At 55.8% G+C, this 24,981-nt stretch carries 24 protein-coding genes and 1 other RNA gene; 5 read left to right on the top strand and 20 right to left on the bottom strand.

Translation table 11 applies throughout. The features are described from left to right. Positions 1–3: 3 nt before the first annotated feature. Positions 4–828 carry a transporter substrate-binding domain-containing protein gene (locus BA6348_RS12510; RefSeq protein ID WP_005831027.1) on the bottom strand — a complete coding sequence of 275 codons (825 nt, stop codon included), beginning with the start codon at positions 826–828 and terminating at the stop codon, positions 4–6. Between the two features lie 329 nt (positions 829–1,157). On the opposite strand from BA6348_RS12510, the gene BA6348_RS12505 reads away from it, so the two are divergent. Together BA6348_RS12505 and BA6348_RS12500 are read left to right on the top strand one after the other, a co-directional pair. Then, positions 1,158–2,288 carry a M20 family metallopeptidase gene (locus BA6348_RS12505; protein ID WP_035316857.1) on the top strand — a complete coding sequence of 377 codons (1,131 nt, stop codon included), beginning with the start codon at positions 1,158–1,160 and terminating at the stop codon, positions 2,286–2,288. Positions 2,289–2,402: 114 nt separating this feature from the next. Continuing rightward, positions 2,403–2,828 (top strand): RDD family protein, encoded by a 426-nt coding sequence (locus tag BA6348_RS12500; protein WP_005831029.1) that lies wholly within the window; start codon positions 2,403–2,405, stop codon positions 2,826–2,828. 230 nt (positions 2,829–3,058) lie between these two features. Here BA6348_RS12500 and rpe read toward each other — a convergent pair whose 3' ends face one another. From rpe to BA6348_RS12430, 14 genes are all read right to left on the bottom strand, one after another. Beyond that, complete coding sequence (rpe, locus tag BA6348_RS12495) at positions 3,059–3,706, bottom strand: ribulose-phosphate 3-epimerase (protein ID WP_122952785.1); 648 nt, start codon at positions 3,704–3,706, stop codon at positions 3,059–3,061. Continuing rightward, the gene (gene rsgA / locus BA6348_RS12490; protein ID WP_007779188.1) at positions 3,700–4,590 is read right to left on the bottom strand and encodes a ribosome small subunit-dependent GTPase A; all 891 of its coding nucleotides are present in this window, start codon (positions 4,588–4,590) and stop codon (positions 3,700–3,702) included. The genes rpe and rsgA overlap by 7 nt, the downstream gene beginning before the upstream one ends. A gap of 18 nt (positions 4,591–4,608) precedes the next feature. After that, complete coding sequence (gene pknB, locus BA6348_RS12485; RefSeq protein ID WP_122952786.1) at positions 4,609–6,591, bottom strand: Stk1 family PASTA domain-containing Ser/Thr kinase; 1,983 nt, start codon at positions 6,589–6,591, stop codon at positions 4,609–4,611. A gap of 5 nt (positions 6,592–6,596) precedes the next feature. After that, a complete protein-coding gene (locus BA6348_RS12480; protein WP_005831036.1) occupies positions 6,597–7,352 on the bottom strand; it encodes a Stp1/IreP family PP2C-type Ser/Thr phosphatase in 756 nt (251 codons plus the stop codon). 4 nt (positions 7,353–7,356) lie between these two features. Then, on the bottom strand, positions 7,357–8,427 hold the full coding sequence (gene rlmN / locus BA6348_RS12475; RefSeq protein WP_005831039.1) for a dual-specificity RNA methyltransferase RlmN: 1,071 nt from the start codon (positions 8,425–8,427) through the stop codon (positions 7,357–7,359). Positions 8,428–8,625: 198 nt separating this feature from the next. Then, complete coding sequence (rsmB, locus tag BA6348_RS12470; protein WP_122952787.1) at positions 8,626–9,972, bottom strand: 16S rRNA (cytosine(967)-C(5))-methyltransferase RsmB; 1,347 nt, start codon at positions 9,970–9,972, stop codon at positions 8,626–8,628. Positions 9,973–9,975: 3 nt separating this feature from the next. Further along, a complete protein-coding gene (fmt, locus tag BA6348_RS12465) occupies positions 9,976–10,926 on the bottom strand; it encodes a methionyl-tRNA formyltransferase (protein ID WP_025844636.1) in 951 nt (316 codons plus the stop codon). A 5-nt stretch (positions 10,927–10,931) separates the two neighbouring features. Beyond that, a complete protein-coding gene (gene def, locus BA6348_RS12460) occupies positions 10,932–11,408 on the bottom strand; it encodes a peptide deformylase (protein ID WP_005831045.1) in 477 nt (158 codons plus the stop codon). Between the two features lie 16 nt (positions 11,409–11,424). Continuing rightward, entirely contained in the window at positions 11,425–13,860 is a 2,436-nt protein-coding gene (gene priA, locus BA6348_RS12455) for a primosomal protein N' (RefSeq protein WP_122952788.1), read from the bottom strand. Further along, positions 13,857–15,110: a bifunctional phosphopantothenoylcysteine decarboxylase/phosphopantothenate--cysteine ligase CoaBC gene (coaBC, locus tag BA6348_RS12450; protein WP_122952789.1), complete on the bottom strand. Its 1,254-nt coding sequence runs from the start codon at positions 15,108–15,110 to the stop codon at positions 13,857–13,859. The genes priA and coaBC overlap by 4 nt, the downstream gene beginning before the upstream one ends. 70 nt (positions 15,111–15,180) lie before the next feature. Next, positions 15,181–15,387, bottom strand: coding sequence for a DNA-directed RNA polymerase subunit omega (rpoZ, locus tag BA6348_RS12445; RefSeq protein ID WP_005831051.1), 207 nt, complete (start codon positions 15,385–15,387; stop codon positions 15,181–15,183). Between the two features lie 4 nt (positions 15,388–15,391). Then, entirely contained in the window at positions 15,392–16,012 is a 621-nt protein-coding gene (gmk, locus tag BA6348_RS12440; protein ID WP_007779210.1) for a guanylate kinase, read from the bottom strand. Positions 16,013–16,028: 16 nt separating this feature from the next. After that, positions 16,029–16,289, bottom strand: a complete 261-nt coding sequence (gene remA, locus BA6348_RS12435; RefSeq protein ID WP_005831055.1) for an extracellular matrix/biofilm regulator RemA — start codon at positions 16,287–16,289, stop codon at positions 16,029–16,031. A 24-nt stretch (positions 16,290–16,313) separates the two neighbouring features. Then, a complete protein-coding gene (locus BA6348_RS12430) occupies positions 16,314–17,198 on the bottom strand; it encodes a YicC/YloC family endoribonuclease (RefSeq protein WP_005831057.1) in 885 nt (294 codons plus the stop codon). Positions 17,199–17,386: 188 nt separating this feature from the next. On the opposite strand from BA6348_RS12430, the gene BA6348_RS12425 reads away from it, so the two are divergent. After that, the gene (locus BA6348_RS12425; RefSeq protein ID WP_005831058.1) at positions 17,387–19,135 is read left to right on the top strand and encodes an Rqc2 family fibronectin-binding protein; all 1,749 of its coding nucleotides are present in this window, start codon (positions 17,387–17,389) and stop codon (positions 19,133–19,135) included. A gap of 390 nt (positions 19,136–19,525) precedes the next feature. Next, positions 19,526–19,993 (top strand): hypothetical protein, encoded by a 468-nt coding sequence (locus tag BA6348_RS12420; protein ID WP_025844644.1) that lies wholly within the window; start codon positions 19,526–19,528, stop codon positions 19,991–19,993. A 115-nt stretch (positions 19,994–20,108) separates the two neighbouring features. Here BA6348_RS12420 and ssrS read toward each other — a convergent pair. Further along, a non-coding RNA gene (gene ssrS, locus BA6348_RS12415) (6S RNA) lies at positions 20,109–20,302 on the bottom strand. A 155-nt stretch (positions 20,303–20,457) separates the two neighbouring features. On the opposite strand from ssrS, the gene BA6348_RS12410 reads away from it, so the two are divergent. Beyond that, positions 20,458–20,880, top strand: coding sequence for a Gmad2 immunoglobulin-like domain-containing protein (locus BA6348_RS12410; RefSeq protein WP_025844646.1), 423 nt, complete (start codon positions 20,458–20,460; stop codon positions 20,878–20,880). Positions 20,881–20,893: 13 nt separating this feature from the next. Here the strand turns inward: BA6348_RS12410 and BA6348_RS12405 are convergent, their stop codons facing one another. The 4 genes from BA6348_RS12405 to BA6348_RS12385 all read right to left on the bottom strand — a co-directional run bounded on the left by BA6348_RS12405 (position 20,894) and on the right by BA6348_RS12385 (position 24,882). Further along, positions 20,894–21,667, bottom strand: coding sequence for an enoyl-CoA hydratase/isomerase family protein (locus BA6348_RS12405; RefSeq protein ID WP_005829759.1), 774 nt, complete (start codon positions 21,665–21,667; stop codon positions 20,894–20,896). An 18-nt stretch (positions 21,668–21,685) separates the two neighbouring features. Then, positions 21,686–22,861: a CaiB/BaiF CoA transferase family protein gene (locus BA6348_RS12400; RefSeq protein WP_122952790.1), complete on the bottom strand. Its 1,176-nt coding sequence runs from the start codon at positions 22,859–22,861 to the stop codon at positions 21,686–21,688. A 136-nt stretch (positions 22,862–22,997) separates the two neighbouring features. Beyond that, the gene (locus BA6348_RS12395; protein ID WP_005829756.1) at positions 22,998–23,348 is read right to left on the bottom strand and encodes a DUF4870 domain-containing protein; all 351 of its coding nucleotides are present in this window, start codon (positions 23,346–23,348) and stop codon (positions 22,998–23,000) included. 589 nt (positions 23,349–23,937) lie between these two features. Next, entirely contained in the window at positions 23,938–24,882 is a 945-nt protein-coding gene (locus tag BA6348_RS12385) for a GntR family transcriptional regulator (RefSeq protein ID WP_005829754.1), read from the bottom strand. Positions 24,883–24,981: the final 99 nt, after the last annotated feature.

The following is a 24,981-nucleotide window of genomic DNA, read 5'->3' as shown; positions in this document are numbered from 1 at the left end:
AGATTATTGAGCGAACCATTTTTGGATCAGCTTGTCCATTTCTCCGTTTTCCTGCATTTTTTTGATAACCTCGTTAAACTTCGCTACGTGTGGAGAGCCTTTTGGAAAAGCGATGGCAGAGCCGTTCGTTTCTTTCGATTCAATCGTGGTGAACTGCAAGCCAGGGTTGCTCTCTACGAAGCTTTTGGCCACGTGGTCCTCGATGATGGCAGCGTCGACGCGGCCGGTTTTTACTTCTTCCACGATCTCGCCCAGCTTGTTCAAGGAAGTCACTTGCAAGCCTTGTACGGTTTTCGCCAGCTCTTGCGCCGCCTCTTCCTGGATAGAGCCAAGCTGTACGGCGATCTTTTTACCCGCGAGCTGATCTGGCTTGGTGATGTTGCTATCCTTCTTGGAGACGATCGTATTTTTCGCTTCATAGTAAATCTCGGAGAAATCCGCATTTTTTTTGCGCTCATCCGTTGGCGTCATGCCCGCCATGACGAAATCGGCACGATTCGTTTGCAGCGCCGGAACCAGTCCGTCGAAGTTCATGTCGGTAATCTGGATTTCATAGCCCAGTTCTTTGCCGATGTATTTGGCGATGTCGATGTCAAACCCGACGATCTCGTCCTTGCCGCTGGTCAGGTCGTGGTATTCATACGGCTTGTAGTCCGCAGACGTCGCCATGATGAGCGTCTTTTTCTCGCCAGCTTGTCCTCCTTGGCCTGCCGGTTGCTCCTGGCCTGCGCCCGCTTGTGGCTGGTTGCCCGTGCCGCAGCCTGCGATCATCGCCGCAGCCAGCAGAGACGATAATGCAAGAGAAAGAATCGATGTCCGTTTTTTCATTGTGTACCCCCGGTTGAAATGATTTACTGCAAAAGCAGCCATGCTTGCCTAGAATATTTTGCACAACAACTTATATTTATGCAGGATAATGACTATTTTAATCAATAACTAAACAATTTCAATCATTTTTTCACCATCTGTTAATTATGCAAAATACAGAATTTTACACACAAATCACTTTCCTCCTTTTATTTGCCGTGCTTCCTGCTCTGCCTAGTATGCCCGACTTCTTAAGGATATCGTGACGGCCCATCGGATTTTTCTCTGGCGAAAAGGGGCGCGAAGCTTTATAGTGCATATGAAAAGCTCGTACATAAAGGAGGAAGACGATGATGACCAACTGGACGTCTTATTTTCGCGAGCAGCTCCCGGAAATCGTGGCCGAGCTGCGCACCTACGTGGAGATGGAAAGCCCGACCCACAACAAGCAGGCGGTCGATCGGCTCGGCCTGCTGATCGCCGAGCGTTTCCGCGAGCTGGGCTGCCGGATCGAGCGTCTGCCGCAGGAAACGTACGGCGACCAACTCCGCATCGAATACGGCGAGGGCGACGAGCAAATTCTCGTGCTGGGACATTTTGACACGGTGAAGGAGATCGGCACGCTTGCGAAGGAGCCGTGGCGGGAGGAAGACGGCCGCCTGTACGGACCGGGCACGTACGACATGAAAGCCGGGATCGTTTTCGCCTACTTCGCCCTGCGCGCGATCATCTCGCACAAGCTCCCGCTCCGCAAAAAGCTGGTCTTTTTCTGGAATACGGACGAGGAGATCGGCAGTGTCTCCTCCGAGCAACTGATTAGACAGGAAGCGGCGCGAAGCAAATACACGCTGGTGCTGGAACCGGCAGCCGGAGACGGTTCCTTGAAAACGAGCCGCAAAGGCGGCGGGGAATTTTTCCTGACCGCAACCGGACGCGCTGCTCATGCTGGCAACGATCACGCCCTTGGGGTGAATGCCATCGAGGAGTTGGCCCATCACGTCCTGGCGATTCAGTCGTTTACAGACTACGCCAAAGGAACGACCCTGTCTGTCGGCACGATCAAGGGAGGCAGCGTCTCCAACGTCGTTCCGGACTGGGCGACGGCGGACATCGACGTCCGCGTTCAAAGCCACGACGAAGCCGAGCGGATTACCCGGCTGATGAACGAGCTCTCCCCTGTGCTCGCTGGCGCAGAGCTAAAACTTGCGGGCGGCATTGCCAAGCCGCCGATGGAGCGGACCGACGGTACCGCGAAGCTGTTTTCGCTTGCCCAGGAGCAAGCGCGCCTGGAAGGCTTCGAGCTGACGGAGTGCGGTGTCGGCGGAACCAGTGACGGCAATTTTGCCGCAGATGCCGGATGTCCGACACTCGACGGACTCGGCCCTGTCGGTGACGGCGCCCACGCCTCCCACGAGCACGTCGTCGTCGATGCCATCCCCGGCCGCATGGCAGTTTTGCTCCGCCTGTTGACCACCCTGTAAAAAAGCTTTTCTCCCGCTTGATCGCCGAGGAATCGCTGGCGTTTTTTCATGAAATACTTTCAACTGACCAAACATATATATTCCCTAGCCTCGGAAAAGAAAGGAAGGGTACGTATGGAAAACGCTGCACCATTGCCAAGCAATCCCGTCGGGTTTTGGCGGCGTCTCGGAGCGTCCCTGCTGGACGGACTGATTATCGGTGTGCCTCTGGCTATCATCAGCTATTGGATTACAGGCCAAACGGAAGGAAATCTCGCGACCAATCTGATCTCCACGCTATACAGCCTGCTCGTTCCGGTATTTTGGTCCGGCTATACGGTAGGCAAAAGAATTGTCGGCGTGCGCATCGCCCGCGTGGACGGCGAGTCTGTCGGGATCGGCACGATGCTGCTGCGCGTGCTCGTCGGCATGATGCTCGTCTATGGCATTACGTTCGGGCTGGGAGCCCTAGTGAGCCTCATCATGGTCTGTGTGCGCAAAGACAAGCGCGCGATTCACGACCTGATCGCCGGTACGTATGTGACTTCTGATCGTCCCTAGCAGATGATTGCCTGTTTTCAGCAGAAAAGCGCCACTAGGATTGCGGAAAATTCCGCGACAGGCGACTGCTTGCCAGCCGAAAACCGGATGCCGGATGCTGTGTTTGCCGCATCGGCAAAAGCCTCGTTGCGGACACGGCGTTTTGCTCGGCCGCTCCATTTTTTTCGCACGCCAAAAAGCCATCTGCGCCGTTTTGTTGCAGATGGCTTTTTCCTGTTCACCGTTTTCGTTTATCCGCGAATCGCTGAAATCGCTTTTGCGCGATCAGGCTGGTTGAACACCGCGCTGCCTGCGACGAGTACAGTTGCTCCCGCCTCTTCGCACAGGCGCGCTGTTTCGGCATTGACGCCGCCGTCGATCTCGATCTCGACATGGTCCAGCCCGCGCTCGTTCAGCAGGTCGCGCAGCGCCTTGATTTTCGGCACGACGTTGTGGATGAATTTTTGCCCGCCAAAACCAGGGTTGACGGTCATCAAAAGCACTATGTCCAGATCAGGCAGCACAGGCTCGATAGTCGCAATCGGAGTGGCCGGATTGAGCACAACGCCAGCCTTCACGCCTTGTTCTTTAATCAGGTAGAGCGTTCTGTGCAGGTGGCGGCACGCTTCCTGATGAACCGTGATCCAGTCCGCACCGCTTTTGGCAAACTGCGGGATGTAGCGGTCCGGCTCTTCAATCATCAGATGCACGTCCAGCGGCAGCTTGGTCACGGGACGGATTGCCTCGACGATCAATGGCCCGATCGTGATGTTCGGCACAAAATGTCCATCCATCACATCCACGTGAATCCAGTCTGCTCCCCCGCGCTCAACATCGAGAATCTCCTCGCCCAGACGGGCAAAATCCGCTGACAGGATAGAAGGTGCGATTTTTACCATGGTTTGTTCCTCCGTTGATATTCTTTCAGCTCTTCGCGGAACTGTTTGTAGTGTTCGTAGCGATCCTCGCTCAGCTCGCCTGCCGCCAGCGCCGCCTGGACGGCACATGACGGCTCGCTTACGTGCAGACAGCCGCGGAATTTGCAATCCGCGCTGAGGGCAGCAAAGTCACGGAACGACTCGGCCAGATCCAGCTCGGTAAAGTCGATGAACTCCAGCGAACTGAAGCCTGGCGTGTCGGCCACATAGCCGCCGCCTGGAAGCGGGATCAGCTCGACGTGACGGGTTGTATGCTTGCCGCGTCCCAGCTTTTGGCTGACATCGCCTGTCTGCAGGCTGACGCCAGGGAACAGCGTGTTAATCAGCGATGATTTTCCCACTCCTGACTGCCCGGCGAAAACGGTAATCCGGTCGTGCAAAATGGAGCGCACTTCCTCTAGGCCGCGCTCGTCTACCGTCGAGGTCGGAATCACCTGATAGCCGATGGCCTCGTATTGGCGCACGATGGCGTCCACTTCTTCCTGCGACACCTGATCGGCTTTGGACAGCACAATGACGGAATCGATCCCGACGTGCTCGGTATGAGCCAAAAACTTGTCCAAAAGCAGCGAGCTAAACATCGGCTTGTACATGGAAAAGACGAGAACAGCCTGATCTACATTGGAAATGGGCGGGCGGACCAGCTCATTGGTCCTTTCGCCCACCTCCATGACATAGCCTTCTTCTTCATTGATCGCATCGTAGACGACCCAGTCGCCCACGAGCGGGTTCACCTTGGCGTCTTTTTTCTTGAACAGCCCTCTTGCACGGCAACTGTAGATGCGCCCCTCATCGGCTACATAGTAAAAGCCGCTCAGCGCTTTCACAATCCGTCCTTCTGGCATTCATGTCCCTCCACTATCCTACGGCAAGCTGTTATACGAGATCGGAATGGTTTGATAATCCCTGAATTCGGTGTCGTTCTGCCTTTTGACTGTTGCTCGGACAACTGCGTCTTTTTGCGGCGAGAGAACGACCGGCACGTCGTATTCTTTGTTTTCCGCGATTGTTTCTTGCTGGAATACTTTTGCTTCGCCGCGCGCGTCTGTCACTTCGATCTTGACTTCCACGGTCTCGCCCGGTACGACTTCCACGTACACCGTCGCTACAGCAGACTTGGCATCCTGCGGATACTGTCCGTTGCTGACGGTCAGCGGTACGGCTACGCCTTTTTGGACCTGCATGCCCGGGTCGTACGGATGCGTACTCAGCACTTCGCCCGCCTTGTCGGTGGTGTACGTTGGCACTTCCTTGATTTCTCCGACACCAAGCCCTTTTTTGAACAGTTCCACTTGGGCCGCTTCCACCGATTTTCCCCGCACATCCGGCATGCGGACAAACGCTTTGCCTTTGCTGATCGTCACCTTCACACTCGTCTTGCCCGGATACACCTTTTCATTCGCTTCCGGCGACTGCTTGATGACGGTTCCCACTTCGGCCTTGTCGTCCTCTTCCTCGACGAACGTGACCATTTCCAGCTTGAAGCCGTTCTTTTTCAACGTTTCCTCCGCTGTTGCCCGCGGCAGCGTGACCAGATTCGGCATGTCGATCTGCTCCTGGCCTTTGCTGACGTACAAGGTGACAACGGCCTTTTCCTTCAGCCTCATCGGCGGTGCCGGGTCCTGACGGATGACCATGCCTTTTTCGATCGTATCGCTTGCTTCTTCTACAATCTGCGGTACGAGATTTTTTTCCTTGATTTTGTCCTCGGCGAGTTCCACTTGGATTCCTTCCACATACGGAACAGGCACCTCAGGAATGGAAGGGAACACGTTCAACAGGAAGTTGAAACCGAAGAACGCGAGCACGAAAAACAGTCCAATGCCACCGACCCAGAAAAGAGCCTTGACCCACCATTTTTTCGGCGGCTTATCATCCTCGTCTTCTTCGGACGGCTCATGGCGGCTGCGCTGTCCGACTCCTGTTCGGCCGCTCGTGTGCCCTTCCATCATCTCCGGTGTAATAATCGGAACGACGCGCGTCATCTCCTCATCCACCGGGAAGGTTAGCTTTTCTTCGTTCAACCGTTCCGGAAACAGGCACGTCTCCAAATCTTCAAGCATTTCCCGCGCGGATGCGTACCTAAGAAACGGATCTTTGACCAGCGCCTTCAAGATGACGTTTTCCACGCTTTGCGGAATGTTCGGGTTTACCTGACGCGGCTCGGGCAACGGCTCCTGCAAATGCTTGAGCGCCACCGATATCGGCGAATCGCCGGAAAACGGCAGCTCCCCGGTCACCATCTCATACAGCACGATCCCGAGCGAGTAAATATCGGACTTTTCTCCCGTAATCCCGCCACGCGCCTGTTCCGGCGAAAAATAATGGACAGAGCCAAGCATGGCGTTCGTATGGGTAATCGTAGCAGAAGTAACGGCGCGCGCGATACCGAAGTCCGTCACCTTCACTCTGCCATTTTTTCCGATCATGATATTGTGCGGCTTGATGTCTCTGTGAATGATCTGGTTTTGATGCGCGTGATCGAGTGCATCGCAAATTTGCTCGGCGATGCGCACTGCCTCCTCTACGGGCAATGCCCCACGCTGGATAATGACTTCCTTGAGCGTGCAGCCTTCTATGTACTCCATCACCATGTAGTGCGTGTCGCCTTCCTGGCCTACATCGTACACCCCGACCACATTGGGGTGAGACAAGCTTGCCACCGCCTGCGCTTCACGCCGAAACCGATTGACAAAGTCTTCGTCCGTACCAAACTGCGAGCGCAGCACTTTGACGGCCACCGGACGATTCAGGATCAAATCCCTGGCTTTGTATACGATCGCCATACCGCCTCCGCCGACGCGGGATTCCAATTGATACCGTCCACCCAGTCGTTGACCTTCCATCTCTCTCACCCCTCTTTCTGACCGACATCAAGCTTTTTTTGGACAGCAACCAGCGTAATGTTGTCTTCCCCACCGGCATCCAGCGCTTCCTGCACCAGACCGTCCACTTTTGCTTGCAGCGATATCTGTTTCTGTAACCAATTTTCCAGAGAGGCATGGCCTACCTTGTTCGTGAGACCATCCGAGCAGATGAGGACGACATCGCCCTCCGACCACTCGAACTGTCCCAAATCAATCAACACATCCGGCTCCGTGCCGAGCGAACGCATAATCACGTTTCGATGCGGATGGACCGATGCTTCTTCCTCGGTGATTTGTCCGCTTTTCAAGAGTTCGTTCACCAGAGAATGGTCCTCTGTCTTCATCACCAGCCCGTCTGCATTGTAAAAATACAGACGGCTGTCGCCAATATGGGCGGTGATAACGGAAGATTCTCCCAACAGCGCCGCCACAACGGTCGTCCCCATTCCGCTGCACTCTGGATGGTTCACAGCGTAATCGTAGACTTCCCTGTTGGCAAGCAGAACGGCATTCATCAGTTGCTCGCGCGCGTCTTCTGCGTCGAGTTGCCCATCCAGGTGGCGCAGTTCTTTTACTATTCGCTCAACAGCAAGGCGGCTGGCAATGTCCCCAGCCTGATGGCCGCCCATACCGTCTGCAACAATGGCCAGCACGCGTCCGTTCAGATCGGCAACACAGGCATAGTAGTCCTCATTGATCTGACGGACGCGGCCAACATGGGATTTCATCGCGATTTCCATGGCTTCACCCCACGGTTTCTTTAGCGTGTTGTGCCCTCAGTTGACCGCAGGCAGCGGCGATATCACTGCCTTGTTCACGTCTGATGGTCACATTGATTCCCTTTTCCTCCAAAATGCGTTTGAACTGAAAAATTTCGTTGCGTGGTGTACGCACGTAATCGCGCTCGGGCACGTAGTTGACCGGAATCAGGTTGACGTGGCAGAGCATGTCTCCGATCAGGTCGGCCAGTTCCTCGGCGTGCTCGGGCTGATCGTTTTTCCCGCCGAACAGACCGTACTCAAAGCTGATCCGGCGACCTGTCTTGTTAATATAATGACGACACGCTTCCATCAGCTTGTCAAGCGGAAAGCCGCGGTTGATCGGCATCAGCTTGCTGCGCAGCTCCGTATTGGGCGCGTGCAGGGAAATCGCCAGGTTCACTTGTCCGCCGCGCTCGGCAAACTCGTAAATTTTCGGCACGATTCCGCTGGTGGAGACGGTAATATGACGGGCGCCGATGTTCAGTCCCCGGTTGTCGTTGATGATCGACAAAAAGGCCATCAGACTCTCGAAGTTTTCAAACGGCTCGCCAATCCCCATCACCACGACGTGGCTGACGCGCTCGCCCTCTGCATCGAGCTTGCGCTGGGCCATCAGCACCTGGGAAACGATCTCGCCCGCATCGAGGTTGCGCTTCAATCCGCCGAGCGTGGAGGCGCAAAACGTGCAGCCGATCCGGCAGCCGACCTGCGTCGTCACACAGATGCTGTTTCCGTAGCTGTGGCGCATGATGACCGTTTCGATGGCGTGACCATCCACGAGTTGGAACAAAAACTTGATCGTTCCGTCCGTCGATTGCTGATGCGTAATTTCTTTCAAAGAATCCAGGCGGAACGTCTCGGCGAGCTTTTGCCGCAGGTCTTTGGAAAGATTGCTCATCTCATCAAAGGAAGTCACACGCTTTACGTACAGCCAGTCAAAAATTTGCTGGGCGCGAAAAGCTTTGTCACCTGCGCTGATGAGCCATTCTTTCAGTTCGTCTTGAGTCAAGCTGTAAATAAGCGGCTTTTCGCCTGTAAATGTCGTGAATGGCATTTCTTTTCCACATCCTCAAAATCATTGCTTGCACAAATCGTCATTCTATCATTGTACCTCGCCTCGCGTCGCGCTTCAAACGGTTTTGGCATCCATTTCAGAAATGCATCCCTTTTCCTAGTGTAAACCAATCTGCAGAAGCGCAAACAAAGGCAAAGGAGTGGCATTTTTCGCAGTTGGCGCGCCACCCCTCTCTTGCTATCTTTTTCGTTTCAGACGCGCGATAAAGAAGCCATCACTCTCAAAATGATGCGGCAAAATCTGCACGCATGCCCCTGTCTCGTCCACATGCGCCCGAGCGGCCTCTGGCAAGTCGTGCGCAAGCGTCTCGTCCAGGACAAACTCCGGGTGCTCCTTGATGAAGCGCTGGACGATCTCCTGGTTTTCTTTTGGCTCAATCGTGCACGTGCTGTACACGAGAACGCCATCTGCCGCAAGCATCGGCGCCAGCGCCTTGAGCAGTTCGTACTGCAACTGGGCAATCGCGCGAACATCCTCTGGCGTTTTGTTCCATTTCAAGTCTGGCTTGCGCCGGATGACGCCGAAGCCCGAGCACGGCGCGTCGAGCAAAATCCGGTCGAACGTCCCCAAGCCTCTGTCTGGCAAATCGAGCGCATCGCTCGTGATCGGCTCGATGATGGAGATGCCGAGCCTCTTTGCCGTTTGCGCAATCAGGTCGCGCTTGTGCGGGTGAAGGTCGCACGCGACGATGTGCCCGCGATTTTCCATCAGCTCCGCGATATGCGTCGTTTTCCCGCCGGGAGCCGCGCAGGCGTCGAGGACGCGCATGCCTGGCTTGGCGGCAAGCGCAGGCGCTACCAGCATGGAACTTTCGTCTTGAATCGTAAAGTAGCCTTCGCGAAACAGGCGCGAGCCGGCCGCGTGCCCACCCTCTACCAAAATCGCTTGCGGGCTGAGCGCCGACTGCCTCGCCGCCGTTTCTTCTGCCGCGAGCTTGTCCAGCAATTCGCTCGCGCTTGTTTTCAGCGAATTGACGCGAATGGAGCTGTGCGGATGACGGTTGTTGGCTTCGCAGATCGCGATCGTCGTCGCTTCGCCGTACACCGCAAGCCATTGCCGAACGAGCCATTCCGGATGGGAATGCTCTACTGCGATCTGCGTGGCGCGGTCGCCTTTTGGCAGACGCTCCCACACATCCGGCTGGCGCAAGATGTTGCGCAGGACGCCGTTGACCATCGAAGCAATCCCTTGGTGACCTCGGCGCTTCGCCATTTCCACCGCCTCGTGAACGGCTGCGCGCTCAGGGATACGGTCCAGAAAGCGGATTTGGTACAGGCTGAGCCGCAGCAGGTTGCGCACCCACGTCTGCAGCTTTTTGTTCCCGACAAAGTGGGACAGGACGTGATCGAGCGTGAGCTTCCGCTGGATCGTGCCGTACACCAGTTCTGTCACCAGCCCCGTATCTGCCGCGCTGAGCTGCGCGCGGTCCAGAACGCCTCGCAACTCCAGATTGCTGTACGATTTGTGTTCCTCGACTCTGTTCAATACATCTAGCGCAATATCACGCGCTCCCTTTTTTGCCACGGGCTATTCTCCTACCTTCGTGCCGATTTCGATGCTGCTGCCCGCTCCGCGCAAAAAGTCGAGAGCGCTCATCCGTTTTTTGCCTTCCGGCTGCAATTCGGTTATTTTGACCGCCCCGCTGCCGCACGCGACGACCAGGCCGTCTTCCTCGCGGGCGATAATCGTTCCCGGCGCTTTTTTGCTGCCAGCTTCGGGCATTTTTTCCACCCACCACAGCTTCCACACTTTGCCTTCGTATGTCGTGAAGGCGACAGGCCATGGGTTCAGGCCGCGCACCTGGTTGTAGATTTGCGCGGCGGATTTCGTCCAGTCAATTTTTTCGTCAGCCCGCTTGATATTCGGCGCAAATGTCGCAGCCGAGTGATCTTGCGCTTCCGGCTGAATCTCCCCTGCCAGCAGCCGAGGCACCGTCTCAAGCAAAAGCCGGGAGCCAGCGACCGCCAGCTTGTCATGCAAAAGTCCGACCGTGTCGCGTTCCTCGATCGGCACGACGACTTTGGACAGCATGTCCCCTGCGTCCAGCGCCTCTACCATGTACATGATCGTCACGCCCGATTCGGCTTCCCCGTCGACGATTGCTTTGTGGATCGGCGCACCGCCGCGATATTTCGGCAAAAGCGAGGCGTGCACATTGATGCAGCCAAACGGCGGCGCATCCAAGAGCCGCTTGGGCAAAATTTGCCCGTAAGCCGCTGTCACGATCAGGTCGGGAGACAGCGCCAGCACTTCTTCCAGCGCTTCTTCTGCCTTGATTTTTTCCGGCTGCAAAACAGCAAGTCCATGACGCAAAGCCGCCTCCTTGACGGGGGGCGGCGTCAACACTTGCTTGCGTCCTACGGGACGATCCGGTTGTGTCACGACTCCAATCACGTTATAGCCTGCTTCGATGAGCGCGTCGAGGCTCGAAACCGCGAAGTCAGGCGTACCCATAAACAGGATGCGAGCATCTTTCAAATCGGTTATTCCCCTTCCTCTTCCGGGTTCACCTGATAGACCTTGTCGGCTACGTCGATGAACAGCACGCCATTCAGGTGATCGATTTCATGCTGGGCGCAGCGGGACAACAGGTCTTCGGCCTCCAGCTCGATTTCGTTGCCAAAGCGATCCTGTCCGCGCAGCTTGATCCATTGGTGGCGGCGAACATCTCCGCGCAGCCCCGGGATGCTCAGGCAGCCTTCCGGATAGTCAAACTGCTCGCCTTTGTGGTCGACGATTTCCGGGTTGACGATTTCGATCAGCCCGTCGCCGCAATCCATGACAATCACGCGCTTGGAGATGCCTACCTGCGGTGCAGCCAAGCCTACGCCCTCTGCATCGTACATCGTGTCAGCCATATCGTCCAACAGCTTGTGCAGGTTGGAGTTGAACTTGGTCACCTTCATTGCCTTTTCACGCAAAATCGGATCTGGATGTTTTACAATTGTGCGAATTGCCATGTGAATCATATCCTCCCTAAAGCAGCACGTACGGATCGACGTCAATCGTCATCAATACTTTCTGCTGTTTGTTCCACTCTTCAAATGCCGCCGTCGCCTGGGCAAGCAGGTCAGACAGTTGCGGTTCATCCCGATATTTTAGCATGATCTGAAAGCGAAATCTATCCTTCACGCGCGCAATAGGCGATGCGACTGGCCCGAGCACGATTGTCGTCTGGGCGAGCCGCGGCCGCAAAAAGTCCGCCATCGTATGCGCGCCGCGAATGACGACAGGCACATCTTCGTGGCTGAACGTGATGAGCACCAGCCGGAAATACGGCGGATACCCTGTGCGCCTGCGTTGCAGCATTTCATCCCGGTAGAATGCCGGATAGTCGTGCCGCGTGGCGTGAACGATGCTGTAGTGCTCGGGCGTGTACGTCTGGATGACGACATCTCCCGCCAGCTCATGCCGCCCCGCGCGTCCTCCGACCTGCGTGAGCAGTTGGAACGTCTTTTCCGCCGCGCGAAAATCAGGCAAATGCAGCGAGCTGTCCGCTGCGATAATGCCCGCCAGCGTCACTCGCGGAAAATCGAGCCCTTTGGCGATCATTTGCGTCCCGAGCAGCACGTCGCCCTGCCCGTTGCGGAATTTGTTCAGCAACTCTTCATGCGCGCCTTTGCGCGACGTCGTATCCACGTCCATCCGGATCACGCGGATGCCGGGAAACAGCTTCGCCAGCTCCGCCTCCACCTTTTGCGTCCCCGTGCCGAAAAAGCGGATATGCTCGCTCTGGCATTCCGGGCAGTGCGCAGGCTGGGCGATCGTGTAGCCGCAGTAATGGCAGCGCGCCGTATGGTTCGTTTTATGGTAGGTCAACGAAATGTCGCAATGAATGCAGCGCATCGTATAGCCGCACGAACGGCACATGACAAACGTGGAAAAGCCGCGCCGATTCAGGAAAATGACCATCTGCTCGCCTTTTTGCAGCCGATCGGCAATCATTTCGTGCAGCTTGCGGCTGAACATGGAGCGATTTTCCGCATGCAGCTCCTCGCGCATATCGACGACGTGCACCTGCGGCATCGGGCGATTGCCTACCCGTTCGGGCATTTCCAGCAACTCGTATCTGCCGCGCGTAGCCAAGGCGTACGTCTCCAAGGCGGGCGTCGCGCTCCCCATCAGCAGGACGGCGTCGTTTCTTTTCGCTCGCCAGAGGGCGACTTCCCGCGCGTGATATCGCGGCGTCTCTTCTTGCTTGTAGGAGCTTTCATGCTCTTCGTCGATCACGATCAAGCCGACATTGCGAAAAGGAGCGAAAATAGCCGAGCGCGCCCCGACTACGACTTTTACCTGGTTGCGAATAATTTTGCGCCACTCGTCGTAGCGCTCTCCCTGCGACAAGGCGCTGTGCAGGACGGCGACATCGGCGCCAAACCGCGCCTTGAACCGCTCCACCATTTGCGGCGTCAAAGAAATTTCCGGCACGAGAAAAATCGCCTCGCGCCCTTTTGCCAGCGTCTGTTCGATCGCTTCCAGATACACTTCTGTCTTGCCGCTGCCTGTTACGCCATGCAGCAAGTACGAGGCGTACGTGCCCATTTTTATAGATTGCAAAATTGGTGCCAAAACTTGTTGCTGAAGCGGGGTAAAGTCAGGCTTCGGCTTGTCGGAAAAGCGGCGATTGGCATACGGATCGCGGTACACTTCCACCTGCTCGATGGCGACGAATCCTTTTTTTTCCAGACTCTTCAGCGACGCACGGCTGATTCCGTACTCCGCCTGCAGCATCTGGGTGGACAAAGACTGGCCTTCATGCATCTGGAACAGTTCGAGCGCCCTTTTCATCTGCTCTGCCCGCGCTGGCAAGGACCGGATTGCTTCTGCCAGCTCAGGCCCGCTCAACAGGCTGCGCACAAACGATTGCTGCTTGCGCGTAATCCGGTCGGTGACCTGGTATTCCGTCGCCAACAAGCCGCTCGATATCCAGCCCGGCACGAGCAAGTACTCGTCGGGAAACTGCTTCTTCACCTCTGCGAGCGGCATTTGCCGTTTGCGCGCCAGTTCCCACAATAGCCCCGAGTTGCCGCACGCTTCTGCCTCCAGCGCTTCTGTCGCGACCAGCCATTTTTCCGACTTGCCTTTCAAGACGGCCGGAATCATCGCCTGGACGGCTGTCACCCACGGGCACAAGTATTGGTGGGACATCCACTCGCCAAGCTCCAGCAACTCTGGCGTGAGCGGAGGCGTATCGTCCAGCACCTGCTCGACGTCCTTCAAGCGCGCCGACGCGATTTCCCCCTCCGCCTGCTCCACGATCCCGATCACGTAGCCTTGCAGCTTGCGCGGGCCAAACGGGACGATGACCCTGCTGCCCACGCGGATCAACGGGCTTAGCCAGGACGGTACCTTGTAGTCAAACGGGCGATTCGTTCGATTGACCGGTACGTCCACAATCACCTGGGCGATCATGACAGTTCAGACAGCGGCTTTTGCTGCAGCTTCAACAGCACGGCATCAAACAGCTTGTCGGCCACAGCCCGCTTGCTCAGTTTTTCCAGCGCCAATTGCTCGCCGTCCCGCGTCAAAAGAGTGACGATGTTCGTATCGCTGCCCATCCCTGCGCCTTCCAGGAGGACGTTGTTGGCTACGATCATATCGAGGTTTTTGCGTTCCAGCTTCGACTGCGCATGCAGCAGCACATCTTGCGTCTCGGCAGCAAACCCGACGACAAACTGCTTCGTTTTGCGCTCGCCGATTGTTTTTAAAATATCAGGCGCTTTGTCCAGCTCCAGCACGAAGGGGCCGTCGCCTTTTTTCATTTTATGCGCCTGCACTGTTTTCGGCCGATAGTCGGACACAGCAGCCGACTTCACGACGATATCGCTCTGTGGCAAATGCTCCATGACGGCGTCGAACATCTCCTGTACTGATTCGACGGCGACGAACGCGACGCCCTCTGGCCGCGGCAGCGCGGTCGGGCCGCTAATCAACGTCACGCGCGCCCCTCTGTCACGCGCTGCCTCCGCAATAGCGTAGCCCATTTTGCCCGATGCGTGGTTGGTGATATAGCGAACCGGATCAATTTTTTCCCGCGTCGGTCCGGCTGTGACGAGTACGTGCTTGTCCAGCAAGTCTTGCTTCGCTGCTGCTTGCGTGTCTCGTGCAGCTTGTTGCCTAAACCAGCTCTGCACCGCTTCGACGATTTCCTCCGGCTCGGCCAGACGCCCTTTGCCAACCCAGCCACATGCGAGCAGCCCGACCCCCGGCTCCACAAACCGATAGCCAAACGACGCCAGCTTTTCCATATTGGCCGCAACCGCCGGATGCTCGTACATGTTCACGTTCATCGCAGGCGCGATCATCACCGGAGCTTTCGTCGCAAGCAACGTCGTCGTCAGCATGTCGTCCGCGATGCCGTTTGCGATTTTGCCGATGACATTGGCCGTCGCGGGAGCAATCAGCACAAGATCGGCCTTGTCCGCCAGGTCGATGTGACTGATGACGTGCGGGTCTGGCTCCGAAAATGTATCCGTGTAGACAGGCTGATGAGACAATGCCTGGAACGTCACTGGCTGAACGAAATTCATCGCATTTTCCGTCAGGATGACATGCACCTGTGCGCCGGCCTGCGTCAGCTTGCTTGTGAGCGCAGCCGCCTTGTAGGCCGCAATCCCGCCACAGACGCCGAGCACAATTCGTTTTTCTGCGAGCGAATCCATCTGTAACTCCCCTTTCTTCCCTATCCGAAAAAAACAACCTGCATACAGGTTGTTTTTTCAAAGCAAGCTCTTATTTACGTCCGTCCAAAAACTCGTGCACCAGCTCGTCGGAGATAAACTCTTCCAGCGCGACGCCTACAAACTTTTTGGATTTTGGTTTGACTACCTGCATTTCGCTGTTTTCACGCAATTGGCGGGCGCGCTTGGAAGCTACGGTCACCAGGATGTACTTGCTTTCCGCTTTTGCGGTCAATTCGTCGATAGATGGATACAACATAAAACTATTCAACCTCCTTCAACCATTTGCGATATTTGTGAACCTGACGATCTTTTTTCAGGTGCTCGGCTGTAATAATCGCCTGAATGCGATCGCAGGCTGATTCGATCACATCGTTGACCACTACGTAATCGTAATGATCCATCAGCTCGATTTCGGCTCGGGCGACTTCCATCCGCTTGCGGATCACATCCTCCGTCTCCGTTCCCCGTCCCACGATCCGGTTTTCCAGCTCGTTCAGATCAGGCGGGGCCAGGAACAGGAACGTCCCTTGCGGAAATCGCTGTTTTACTTGCAGCGCGCCCTGGACTTCGATCTCCAGGATCACGTCGCGCCCTTCGTTCAGCATTTCATCCACAAACTGGCGGGGCGTGCCGTAGAAGTTTCCTACGTATTCTGCCCATTCCAGAAGAGCGTCCTGCTCAATCATTTGCTGGAACTCTTCCTTTGTCTTGAAAAAGTAATTAACTCCTTCCACCTCGCCCGGGCGCGGAGAACGTGTGGTAGCCGATACGGAATACACCAGCTCGGGCATTCTTTCCCGAAGTGCCTTGCATACCGTGCCTTTCCCCACTCCCGCAGGTCCGGAGAGAATCAAAAGGAGACCGCGATCAACCATGCTCATTGTTTACACTCCTACTTTATTCGTCCGATTCGTCGTCCTTCGTCGAGAGGCGCTGCGCCACTGTTTCCGGCTGTACCGCTGACAAGATGACGTGATCGCTATCTGTAATAATCACAGCACGCGTCCGGCGTCCATAGGTAGCGTCCACGAGCATGTTGCGATCGCGCGCTTCCTGAATGATCCGTTTGATCGGAGCAGATTCCGGACTTACAATGGAAATAATGCGGTTGGCATTCACAATATTGCCAAATCCGATATTGATTAGCTTGATTGCCATAACGGCCCAGCCCATCCTTTCATGCTACTCGACGTTCTGTACTTGCTCTCTCATTTTCTCCAGTTCCGTCTTGATTTCCACAGCGAGGTGGGAAATGGGCAAATAATTCGCCTTGGAAGCGATAGTATTGGCTTCCCGGTTCATTTCCTGGAGCAAAAAATCCAGCTTTCGCCCGATCGCTTCGCTTGCTTCCAACTGTTTGGCAAACTGGAGACAATGGCTTTCCAGGCGGGTAATCTCCTCACTGATATCGCTCTTGTCAGCGAAAAAAGCAACCTCCTGAGCCACGCGCGCAAGGTCCAATTCAAAAGGAGCCTGGCTGGCCCATTCGTTCAATCGCTGGCGAAGACGGGTCTGGTACTCCTCGATTCCCACAGGAGCCAATTGCTGAAGCTCTTTGACCCACGCTTCAATCTGTTCGAGCCGTCCGGATAAATCAGCGTACAGTTGCTTGCCCTCCGCCTCTTTCATGGAGAGCAAATCGATCGCTGCAGCCTTGACCTGATCCAGCAGCCATTCGGCCGCTTCGTCGCTGTCTTCTGTCATTTCTTTTGTATGTAACACGCCAGGGAAGAGCAAAAGCTCCTTGACGCCAAGCGGCTCCTGCAACGAAAAGCGCTCAGCCATCGTGCGCGACAGCGAGACGAGCTGCCCGGCCACCTGCCAGTCGATCTCGACAGCGGAAGCCGTCTGACTTTTCCCGTCCATCGCAATGGTCACATCGACACGACCTCTGCGGACGTACCGGCTCACCAGCTTGCGCACCTGGTCCTCCAGCATGCTCCAAGCTTTTGGCAGGCGTACCTGTATCTCGGAATACCGATGATTGACGGCGCGAATCTCCACCGTCAACCGCACAGCGCCCCTGCTATCCTCTTTCCGTCCATAACCTGTCATGCTCCGAACCATCGTTTTCACTTCCACAGACGCAAAATCGTTAATTTATTATAGGAGACAACTCTTGGCAGTGTCAACCGAAGCCGCAGGGCGACAACAAGATTCCTCCCTCCCCCGCTTTGTGCTACACTGTGACTGGCAACCATTTCTGGCATCTTTTTTTACGTTCCAGGCATTTTTAACGATTGAGGTGAGTGATTGTGGCATTTGATGGCGTAGTAACCCGTGCCGTCGCGCGGGAGTTACATAAATGTGTCGGCGGTCGCATCTCCAAGATTCACCAGCCGCACCACAGCGATATTGTCATGCAAGTACGCACGCCGGGAGAAACAGTCAAGCTCTTGCTGTCTGCCAATCCGACGTACCCCCGGATTCACCTTACGACCGAAGAGTTTACGAATCCGCTGGAAGCTCCGATGTTTTGCATGCTGCTGCGCAAGCATTGTGAAGGCGGGCTGATCGAATCGATCGAACAGATCGGCATGGAGCGGATCATCCACATGGATATCCGTACCCGCGACGAGCTGGGAGACACGGCGCTCCGCCGCATTATCATGGAAATCATGGGCAAGCACAGCAACATTATTCTCGTCGATCCGGCAACGGGAACGATTCTCGACAGTGCCATGCACGTGACGCTGGCGATCAGCCAATACAGGCAAGTCACCCCTGGACGTCCGTACGTCTCCCCGCCGAGCCAGGACAAACACGATCCGCTCACCGTCACCGAGCAGGCGTTCATTTCCTCCATCGATTGGAACAGCGGGCGGCTGGACAAGCAAATCGTCGACCGCTACATGGGCATCAGCCCGCTTTTGGCAAAAGAAATCGTCCACCGGGCAAAGCTGGCCAATCGCGACACGCTGTGGCAAGCTTTTTCCTCGGTCATGGAAGCGGTCAAGGCGCACAACTACGCGCCTGCGATTGTGGAACGCCCCGACAAAGCGTATTTTCACGTCGTCGAGCTGACGCACCTGACCGATGGCGGCGATGGCACCGCCACGCCGTATCCTTCCGTGCAAGCCTGCCTGCAGGCATTTTACGAGGGCAAAGCTCTGCGCGATACGGTCAAGCAACGCGCCCACGACCTGATTCGCTTCGTCACCGCCGAGCGCAACAAAAACGAAAAGAAGATCGAGAAACTGGAGCAAACGCTACAGGAGGCGCACGACGCCGATTTGTTCCGTCTGTACGGCGAGCTGATTACCGCCAACATGCATCAGATGAAGCGCGGCGACACCGAACTGGTCACCGTCAACTGGTACGACGAGGCTGGCAGCACCATCACCATCCCGCTGGACCCGTTGAAGACTCCTTCGGAAAATTTGCAGGCCTATTACAAACGGTACAACAAAGCGAAAAACAGCCTGCAAATCGTCAGCGAGCAGATCGAGCAAGCCAAAGCGGAAATTCTTTACCTGGACGGCCTTTTGGTCCAACTCGGCCACGCCAGCCTGAAGGAAGCGGAAGAAATTCGCGAAGAGCTGGTCGAGCAAGGCTACATGCGCGACCGGAAAAAGCGCGGACCGCGCAAGAAAAAGGATACGCGCCCCGAGCTGGAACGGTACGTCTCGTCAGACGGCACCGAAATTTTGGTCGGAAAAAACAACAAGCAAAACGAGTTTTTGACAAACAAGCTGGCTTTTGCGCATGAAACGTGGCTGCATACAAAAGACATTCCCGGCTCCCACGTCGTCATCCGCGCCCGCGAGTTTTCCGATCAAACCTTGCTCGAAGCCGCCAACCTGGCCGCCTATTTCAGCCGCGCCAAAGAAGGCAGCCAGATTCCTGTCGACTACACCTTGATTCGGCACGTCAAAAAGCCGAGCGGCGCCAAGCCAGGCTACGTCATTTACGAGCAGCAGCGCACGTTGTACGTCACCCCGGATGAAGCGCTCGTTCGCCGCCTGAAAGCGAACGCTTCCCCCACGCATAGCGAAACTCCCTAAGCTCATACTAAGAGCATGGATGGGTGTCCTCGTTTTTGAATCAGCCTGCCTACGCTAACGAAAACGGACGCATTGTTTCGCCGGGCGTTGGCGGTCGAAAACGTCACCTCCAGTTGCATCAAAGGCAAGCATGACCCGCTTGCTTGCCTTTCGTGCTGCTTGCTGCTCCTTATCCTGCTTCGCCCCGCAACCATAGTTTGCTTGCACGACTGACTGTTTTGGTTCGTGTTCGCCTTTTTGGTCCGCGCCGTGTCCTGCCTGGCCAGCCTTACTGATGATCGAGCTTGGTGTTTACGGCATTTGCCATCGCAGTGGTGAAGGGCTTGTTGCACGCTCCTTTGGCAAGAAACAGGATTCCAGCCCATTTTCAATTTTGGAAGGAGGATCAGGATGAACGTCATCGGCATCATCCAGACTGATCTAAACGAGTTCAGCGTATTGTTTGAGCAGCAAAACGGCGGACAAGGCGGACAAAGCAGCGGTGGACAGAACGGCGGCGGGCAGCAATCGAGTGGCGGCGGGCAAGATTTTCAGGACAGCGACTCCATGTTCCTCAGTTTTCTTGACGAGCAGCCAACCTCCGGCGAAGGAAGCGGGCAGAGCAGCCAAGGCGGACAGGGGCAAGGACAGCAAAGCGGTCCACAAGAATTGACCGTCCGTATCAAAGGGATTCCGGAAGGTCAAAAAGCGAACTTTTTGCAAATGTACCAAATTCTGCAGGACGCCCAAGATTCGCAATCGCTGGAGCAAAGCCTGACGATCATAAACAACGACCAGCAGGACGGCCAGGATTCGGGGCGCAGACAAAGCCAGGGCCAGGGACACGGTTCCGGCAAGCAAAACAAAACGACCCATTGAGACGAACAACGTCCTGCACGTCGTCTCGCTCCGCACCCCAAACATAGAAAAACCACCTGGAAGTCTCCAAGTGGTTTTTTCATGCTATCGGCCAATCTTTGCTTTTGCATGCTGCCAAGTCCCCGCTCTGCCGTTGACCTCATGTTTCTATAACCTGCGCTCACACAGGTGGGTGACCCTTCTGCCCTTCAGCCTTCCCATGCATCCCCAAAAGGGAGGTGGGCCTGACATCCAACGCAAATTTCCGTCTCCCGAAAAACACGTATAAGGTTAGAAACATTTACGGTCTTACGTACATCGCAGGATCTTGATATCCCTACTTTACCACACAATTCACTCTCGCTCAACGGATATTCTTCCCTTCCCCGTTCCCATTGTTGAGGCGAGCGACTTTTCCAGCATAAAACAGTTGCTGGCACGCCATCTTAAAAACGTAGCATCACTCTGGAAAAGGAAGGGATCGCATGCGTTTTCCCCAAAAACTGATGATCGTGTCACTTCTCGCGGTCGGCTCCGTCTGTGTGCCAGCCGCTGCACTTCCGTTGCCTAGCAGCGCCACGGAACAGCCTGCCGGCGAGCAAGGCGGCAAGTACGAGAACGAAGCGTTTCGCAACATCGCCGTAACGAAAACAGGACCCGGCCAATACGCCGTAAAAGGCGAAGCCCGCGTGTTCGAAGCTACCGTGCGCTTTGTCGTGACAGACGAAGGCAACACGCTGGCCGACAGCTTTGTCACAGCCAGCCAAGGGGCACCCGAATGGGGCACGTTCGCCATCAACCTGAGTCTCGACGCCGCCAAGCTGAAAGCCCCTGTCCTTACCTTGTTCGAGGAAAGCGCGGAATCCGGCCAGCGCATTCACGAGCTGAACATCCCTTTGCCGAAGTAGCGCTGTAGCGTTTTTACGTCCGTTTCATTTTGGCACGTACCAGCGATTGAAACGCAGGATGGGCGATCAAGGACGGCTGCTGCTGCTTTTCCCAGGCGAGCGCGTACTCCAGCCCGTTAAACTGGCACCGTCCCAGCCCTTCTTTCGTAACGGCATACGCCTGTCGCGGCAAGCGCCGCACGGCAGCCACCAGCGCTTCCACCTCCTGCTCGATGAGCGCTGGCTCAACCGCACGATAGATCAAGCCAATCTGCTCGGCTGTTTGCCCGGAAACTTTTTCCCCGAGCAGAGCCAGCCGTTTCGCCCATGCCGTTCCTACCAGTTGCGGCAGCAAATACGTGCCGCCAAAGTCGGTAGTCAGTCCGATCTGGACAAACGGCTCCTGCAGCACGGCATCTGTCGTGGCAATGACAAAATCGGCATGCAGCGCCAGATTGAGCCCCGCTCCGACCGCCACCCCTTCCACGACGGCAATTACCGGCTTCGGCATCTGGTGCAGCCGCGCAATAAAATCGTTAATGACCGCAAGCGCCTCATCCGCTTCGTCTTTTTCGCTCAGCGCCGTCAGCACGGTCAAATCAGCGCCGGAGCAAAAATTGCCGCCTGCTCCTCTGAGAATGAGCACTTCCACCTCCGGATCATCCGCCGCCTCCGCAATCGACGTTTGCAACAGCGCAAACATCTCGACCGTCATCGCGTTCAGCACGCGCGGCCGATTGAGCGTGATCGTGCAGACGCCCTCTTCTTTTTTCACCAAAAGCGGGGTTGCTTGGACTTCTTGCTCCATAGTTGTCTCTTCTCCTTTCTATACGGACGACTCCGGGATGACGCCTTGCCGCTTGAGCTTGCGCAAGCCTTCATCCGTTATGTTCAGCTTTCGCCTGAGCAACTCTGCCGTGCAGTCGGCATGCCACGAAGGAGCTTTGCGGTCGGAAGCGCCAGGGCGAGAGCTTTTCGCTGCGCCGGTCGGCTCCCGCTTGTCCAGAAAAGGAAGCGTGTAGGCAATTTCCCGCTCGGACACATAGCGAATATTCGACCAGTTTTCCATTTCCTCCACCGCCGTCAGACAGCAATCCACCTCGCTCCCCAGCTCGTTCCACTCCGCCTGTGTGCGGGATAAAAACAAGGCTTTCAGCTCCTCCCATACCTCGGGGTGCTCCGCGATCGTCCCGCGGTGATACGCCTCCCAGTCAGCCCGGCCCACCGCCCGGCAAAAGCTCAGCCAGTAGCGCTCCTCCACAGCGGCGAGCGCCACGTACTGCCCGTCGGCGGTTTCAAACACCTGATGCGCCAACAGCCCCTTATTGCTCTGATTCGTACTCGCGGTAGCCTGGCAAGCCGTAAAAATCGCCTGCAGCCCTACCCACGCCGCGAGCAAGTCGGCGGCGGCCACGTCCAGATAGGCGCCGCGCCCGGTTCGTGCCCGCTGCACCAGCGCCGCGCAAATTTGCTCGCTTGCGTACAGACCCAGGGCGTAATCGGAGAGAGGAATGTCTGCCAGGACTGGCTTGCCAGAAGCATCGCGCAGCAGGGAGAGAAAGCCGCTGACCGCCTGAACGTTGAGATCGTGCCCGCCGAGCTGATGCATCTCCCCGCTCTGGCCGTACCCGGTGACCGAGCAGTAGATGACAGCCGGATGAGCGGCCCACAGGCGATCGTAGTCAAGCCCGAGGTGGCGCATGACACCTGGACGGTAGCTTTCCACCACGACGTCAGCCTGTCTGGCGAGAGCAAACGCGAGCGCCTTTCCTTCATCTGTCCGCAGGTTAAGCGAAATGCTCTTGTGATTGCGATGCGAACGCAAGGAAAACGCTCCCGTTTCTCTGGCCGCAGACGGGCTGGGAAAAACCGCCGAGGCGTGCTCGTCTTCGCGAAACGCCTCCACCTCGATGACTTCCGCTCCCAGGTCAGCGAGTCGCATGGTGCAGATCGGCCCAGGCAGATGACGAGAAAAATCGACAACCGTAACGCCAGTCAGCATGACTTCCCACTCCCTTCGCCCCGATTCTTTGTCCTCCCTAGTTTTTCGCGATGAATGACCATTCACCCTGCCTGTTGCGGGAAAATTACGAAAAAAAAGCCGTTCCCAAAGGAGCGGCTGCTCGATGGCGAATCACTCATTTGATAAATCGCAACGTCAGCGGATAGCGGTACGTTTTCCCTTCGTTGGCCCGAACGGCGGCAATCACGACGAAGACGATCCAGAAAAAGAACAGGGCGGTCAATAAAATCACGCCGATGAAGACAATGAGCAGGATGCTGGAAATGGCTGCGTAGATCGTGACCGAGATGCTGAAATTGAGCGCTTCCTTTCCGTGCTCCTCAAAAAAGGGGCCCTCTTCGCGTTTGAACAACCAGACCAAAAGCGGCCCCAGCACATTGCCAAATGGGATCAGAAAGCCGATCAGCGCGGACAAATGTGCGATCATGGCCCACATTCGCTCGTCTTTTCCGACCAGATGGTTCATTTGCATTCCCCCATTCCCTTCGCTACTGTAGTGTACGATGCCAGCACCGCAAACTTGCGAAAAAATTCGAAAACTTGGCTGCGCCGAACCATTGACGCAGTCATAGTTGCCCTTATACTGGATAGCACGAAAAAAGCGCCGTAAAAGGCGCTTTTTTTCGATGAATTAATATTTGCTGTCGTGGCCACCCCAAGAGGACCCGTAACCGCCGTGTCCGCAGCTCTCGCCGTGATGGTGATGGTGACCGCAGCTTCCACGACCAGTTTTACATTCCGTTCTGTAGTAAGGCTTGTAGTAGCAATGTTTTTTGTAGTATTTCCTCTTGCAGCACTTCTTGTAGTAGCACTTGCAATGAGACTTTCTGCATCCGCAACCCATGAACCTCACCCCCTCCTGTTCGTTACATCTACAAAGTATGTAGGTGAAGGTGCATCGGCATGGTATACTTGTCTATTCTTGCGGCAAAATCAGCGGATGTCTTGCCTGAAAACAGCACAACCGGCAGACAGGCTGCCGGCGGCTTTTGTACATATCAGGAAGGAAAAAGCTCTGCAAACCGCCAGAAAATAAGGGCATAACAGGCAAAAAATCATTGCGTCACGATCTTGCGCAGTTCATTGATTCCGTGGTGATCGGGAATTTCCTGGTATTCCTTTACTTTTGGCAGCGTCAGCAAATGCGGTCTGACCATATAGCCGGGCTTCGATATGTAGACGACATCACAATTCGTAATCAGGTCGAACACGTCGGGATGATTCGCTTCGATCGTCCGAATATCCAGATGCGTGATGCCTGCGTTGTACAAGTCATTTATCATTCCTGCCGCACCGCGGATCGTCGCACAGACCAGCCCGACTTTTGTATGGCGGGGATACGCCTCCATGGCCGGAATGACCGTAGTCGGATCGGGTATAAAATCGAGGCTGACGACAGGCGGAGCCTCTCGCGGCAAACGGTGCTTCATGCGCAAATTAACGGAAGGGTGAGTGACGATCGCCTTGTATTGCTGCAAAAAGCTCGGGTCCTGTTCGACTCGCTGGGCAAAATCATCGAAGGTCCGCCCCTCCAGCATGACACTGGGGAGATGGTATTGCACCAGGCGCAAATACTCGGCAAGCTCCAGCTCTGTGAAACGCAAAAACAGGACAGGAAACTGGTTGATCTCCAGCATGACACACGAGAGGACACGGGTAAATTCATCCATGGAATAGCCCATGGCCTTTACTTTGTGCAGCGTCTCTTTGGCCAGCAAAGCGAGATGCGCGGGATTGCGGGTCAGTAGAGGATCGTTAACAATATTGCTGACGATGGTCCCGCGCCCTTGACGCGAATCGACCATCCCTTCCTGCTGCAAGCGGAGATAAACGCTGCGAACCGTGTTGTAATTGACCTTCAGTTGTGCCGCTAGCTCCCTGACCGTCGGCAACTGCTCATTCGGCGGAATTTCTCCGCTGCGAATCGAGGAAGCAATTTGTTGGTAGAGCTGTTCGTGGTACGACACATTCGAATCCTTTTGCAGGGTCAGGCGTAGCATGAATTCACCTCTTCATCCATCGTTGAAACCATCGTATATGAATTTTGAATCGAACGTCAATAGAGGCAGCCAGCATGAACATCCCCGCGACGGCCATAC

It is taken from the genome of Brevibacillus agri, assembly GCF_004117055.1.
Taxonomy (GTDB): domain Bacteria; phylum Bacillota; class Bacilli; order Brevibacillales; family Brevibacillaceae; genus Brevibacillus; species Brevibacillus agri.
Note: the sequence above shows the minus strand (reverse complement) of the source record. Positions and strands in the feature narration are given on the sequence as shown.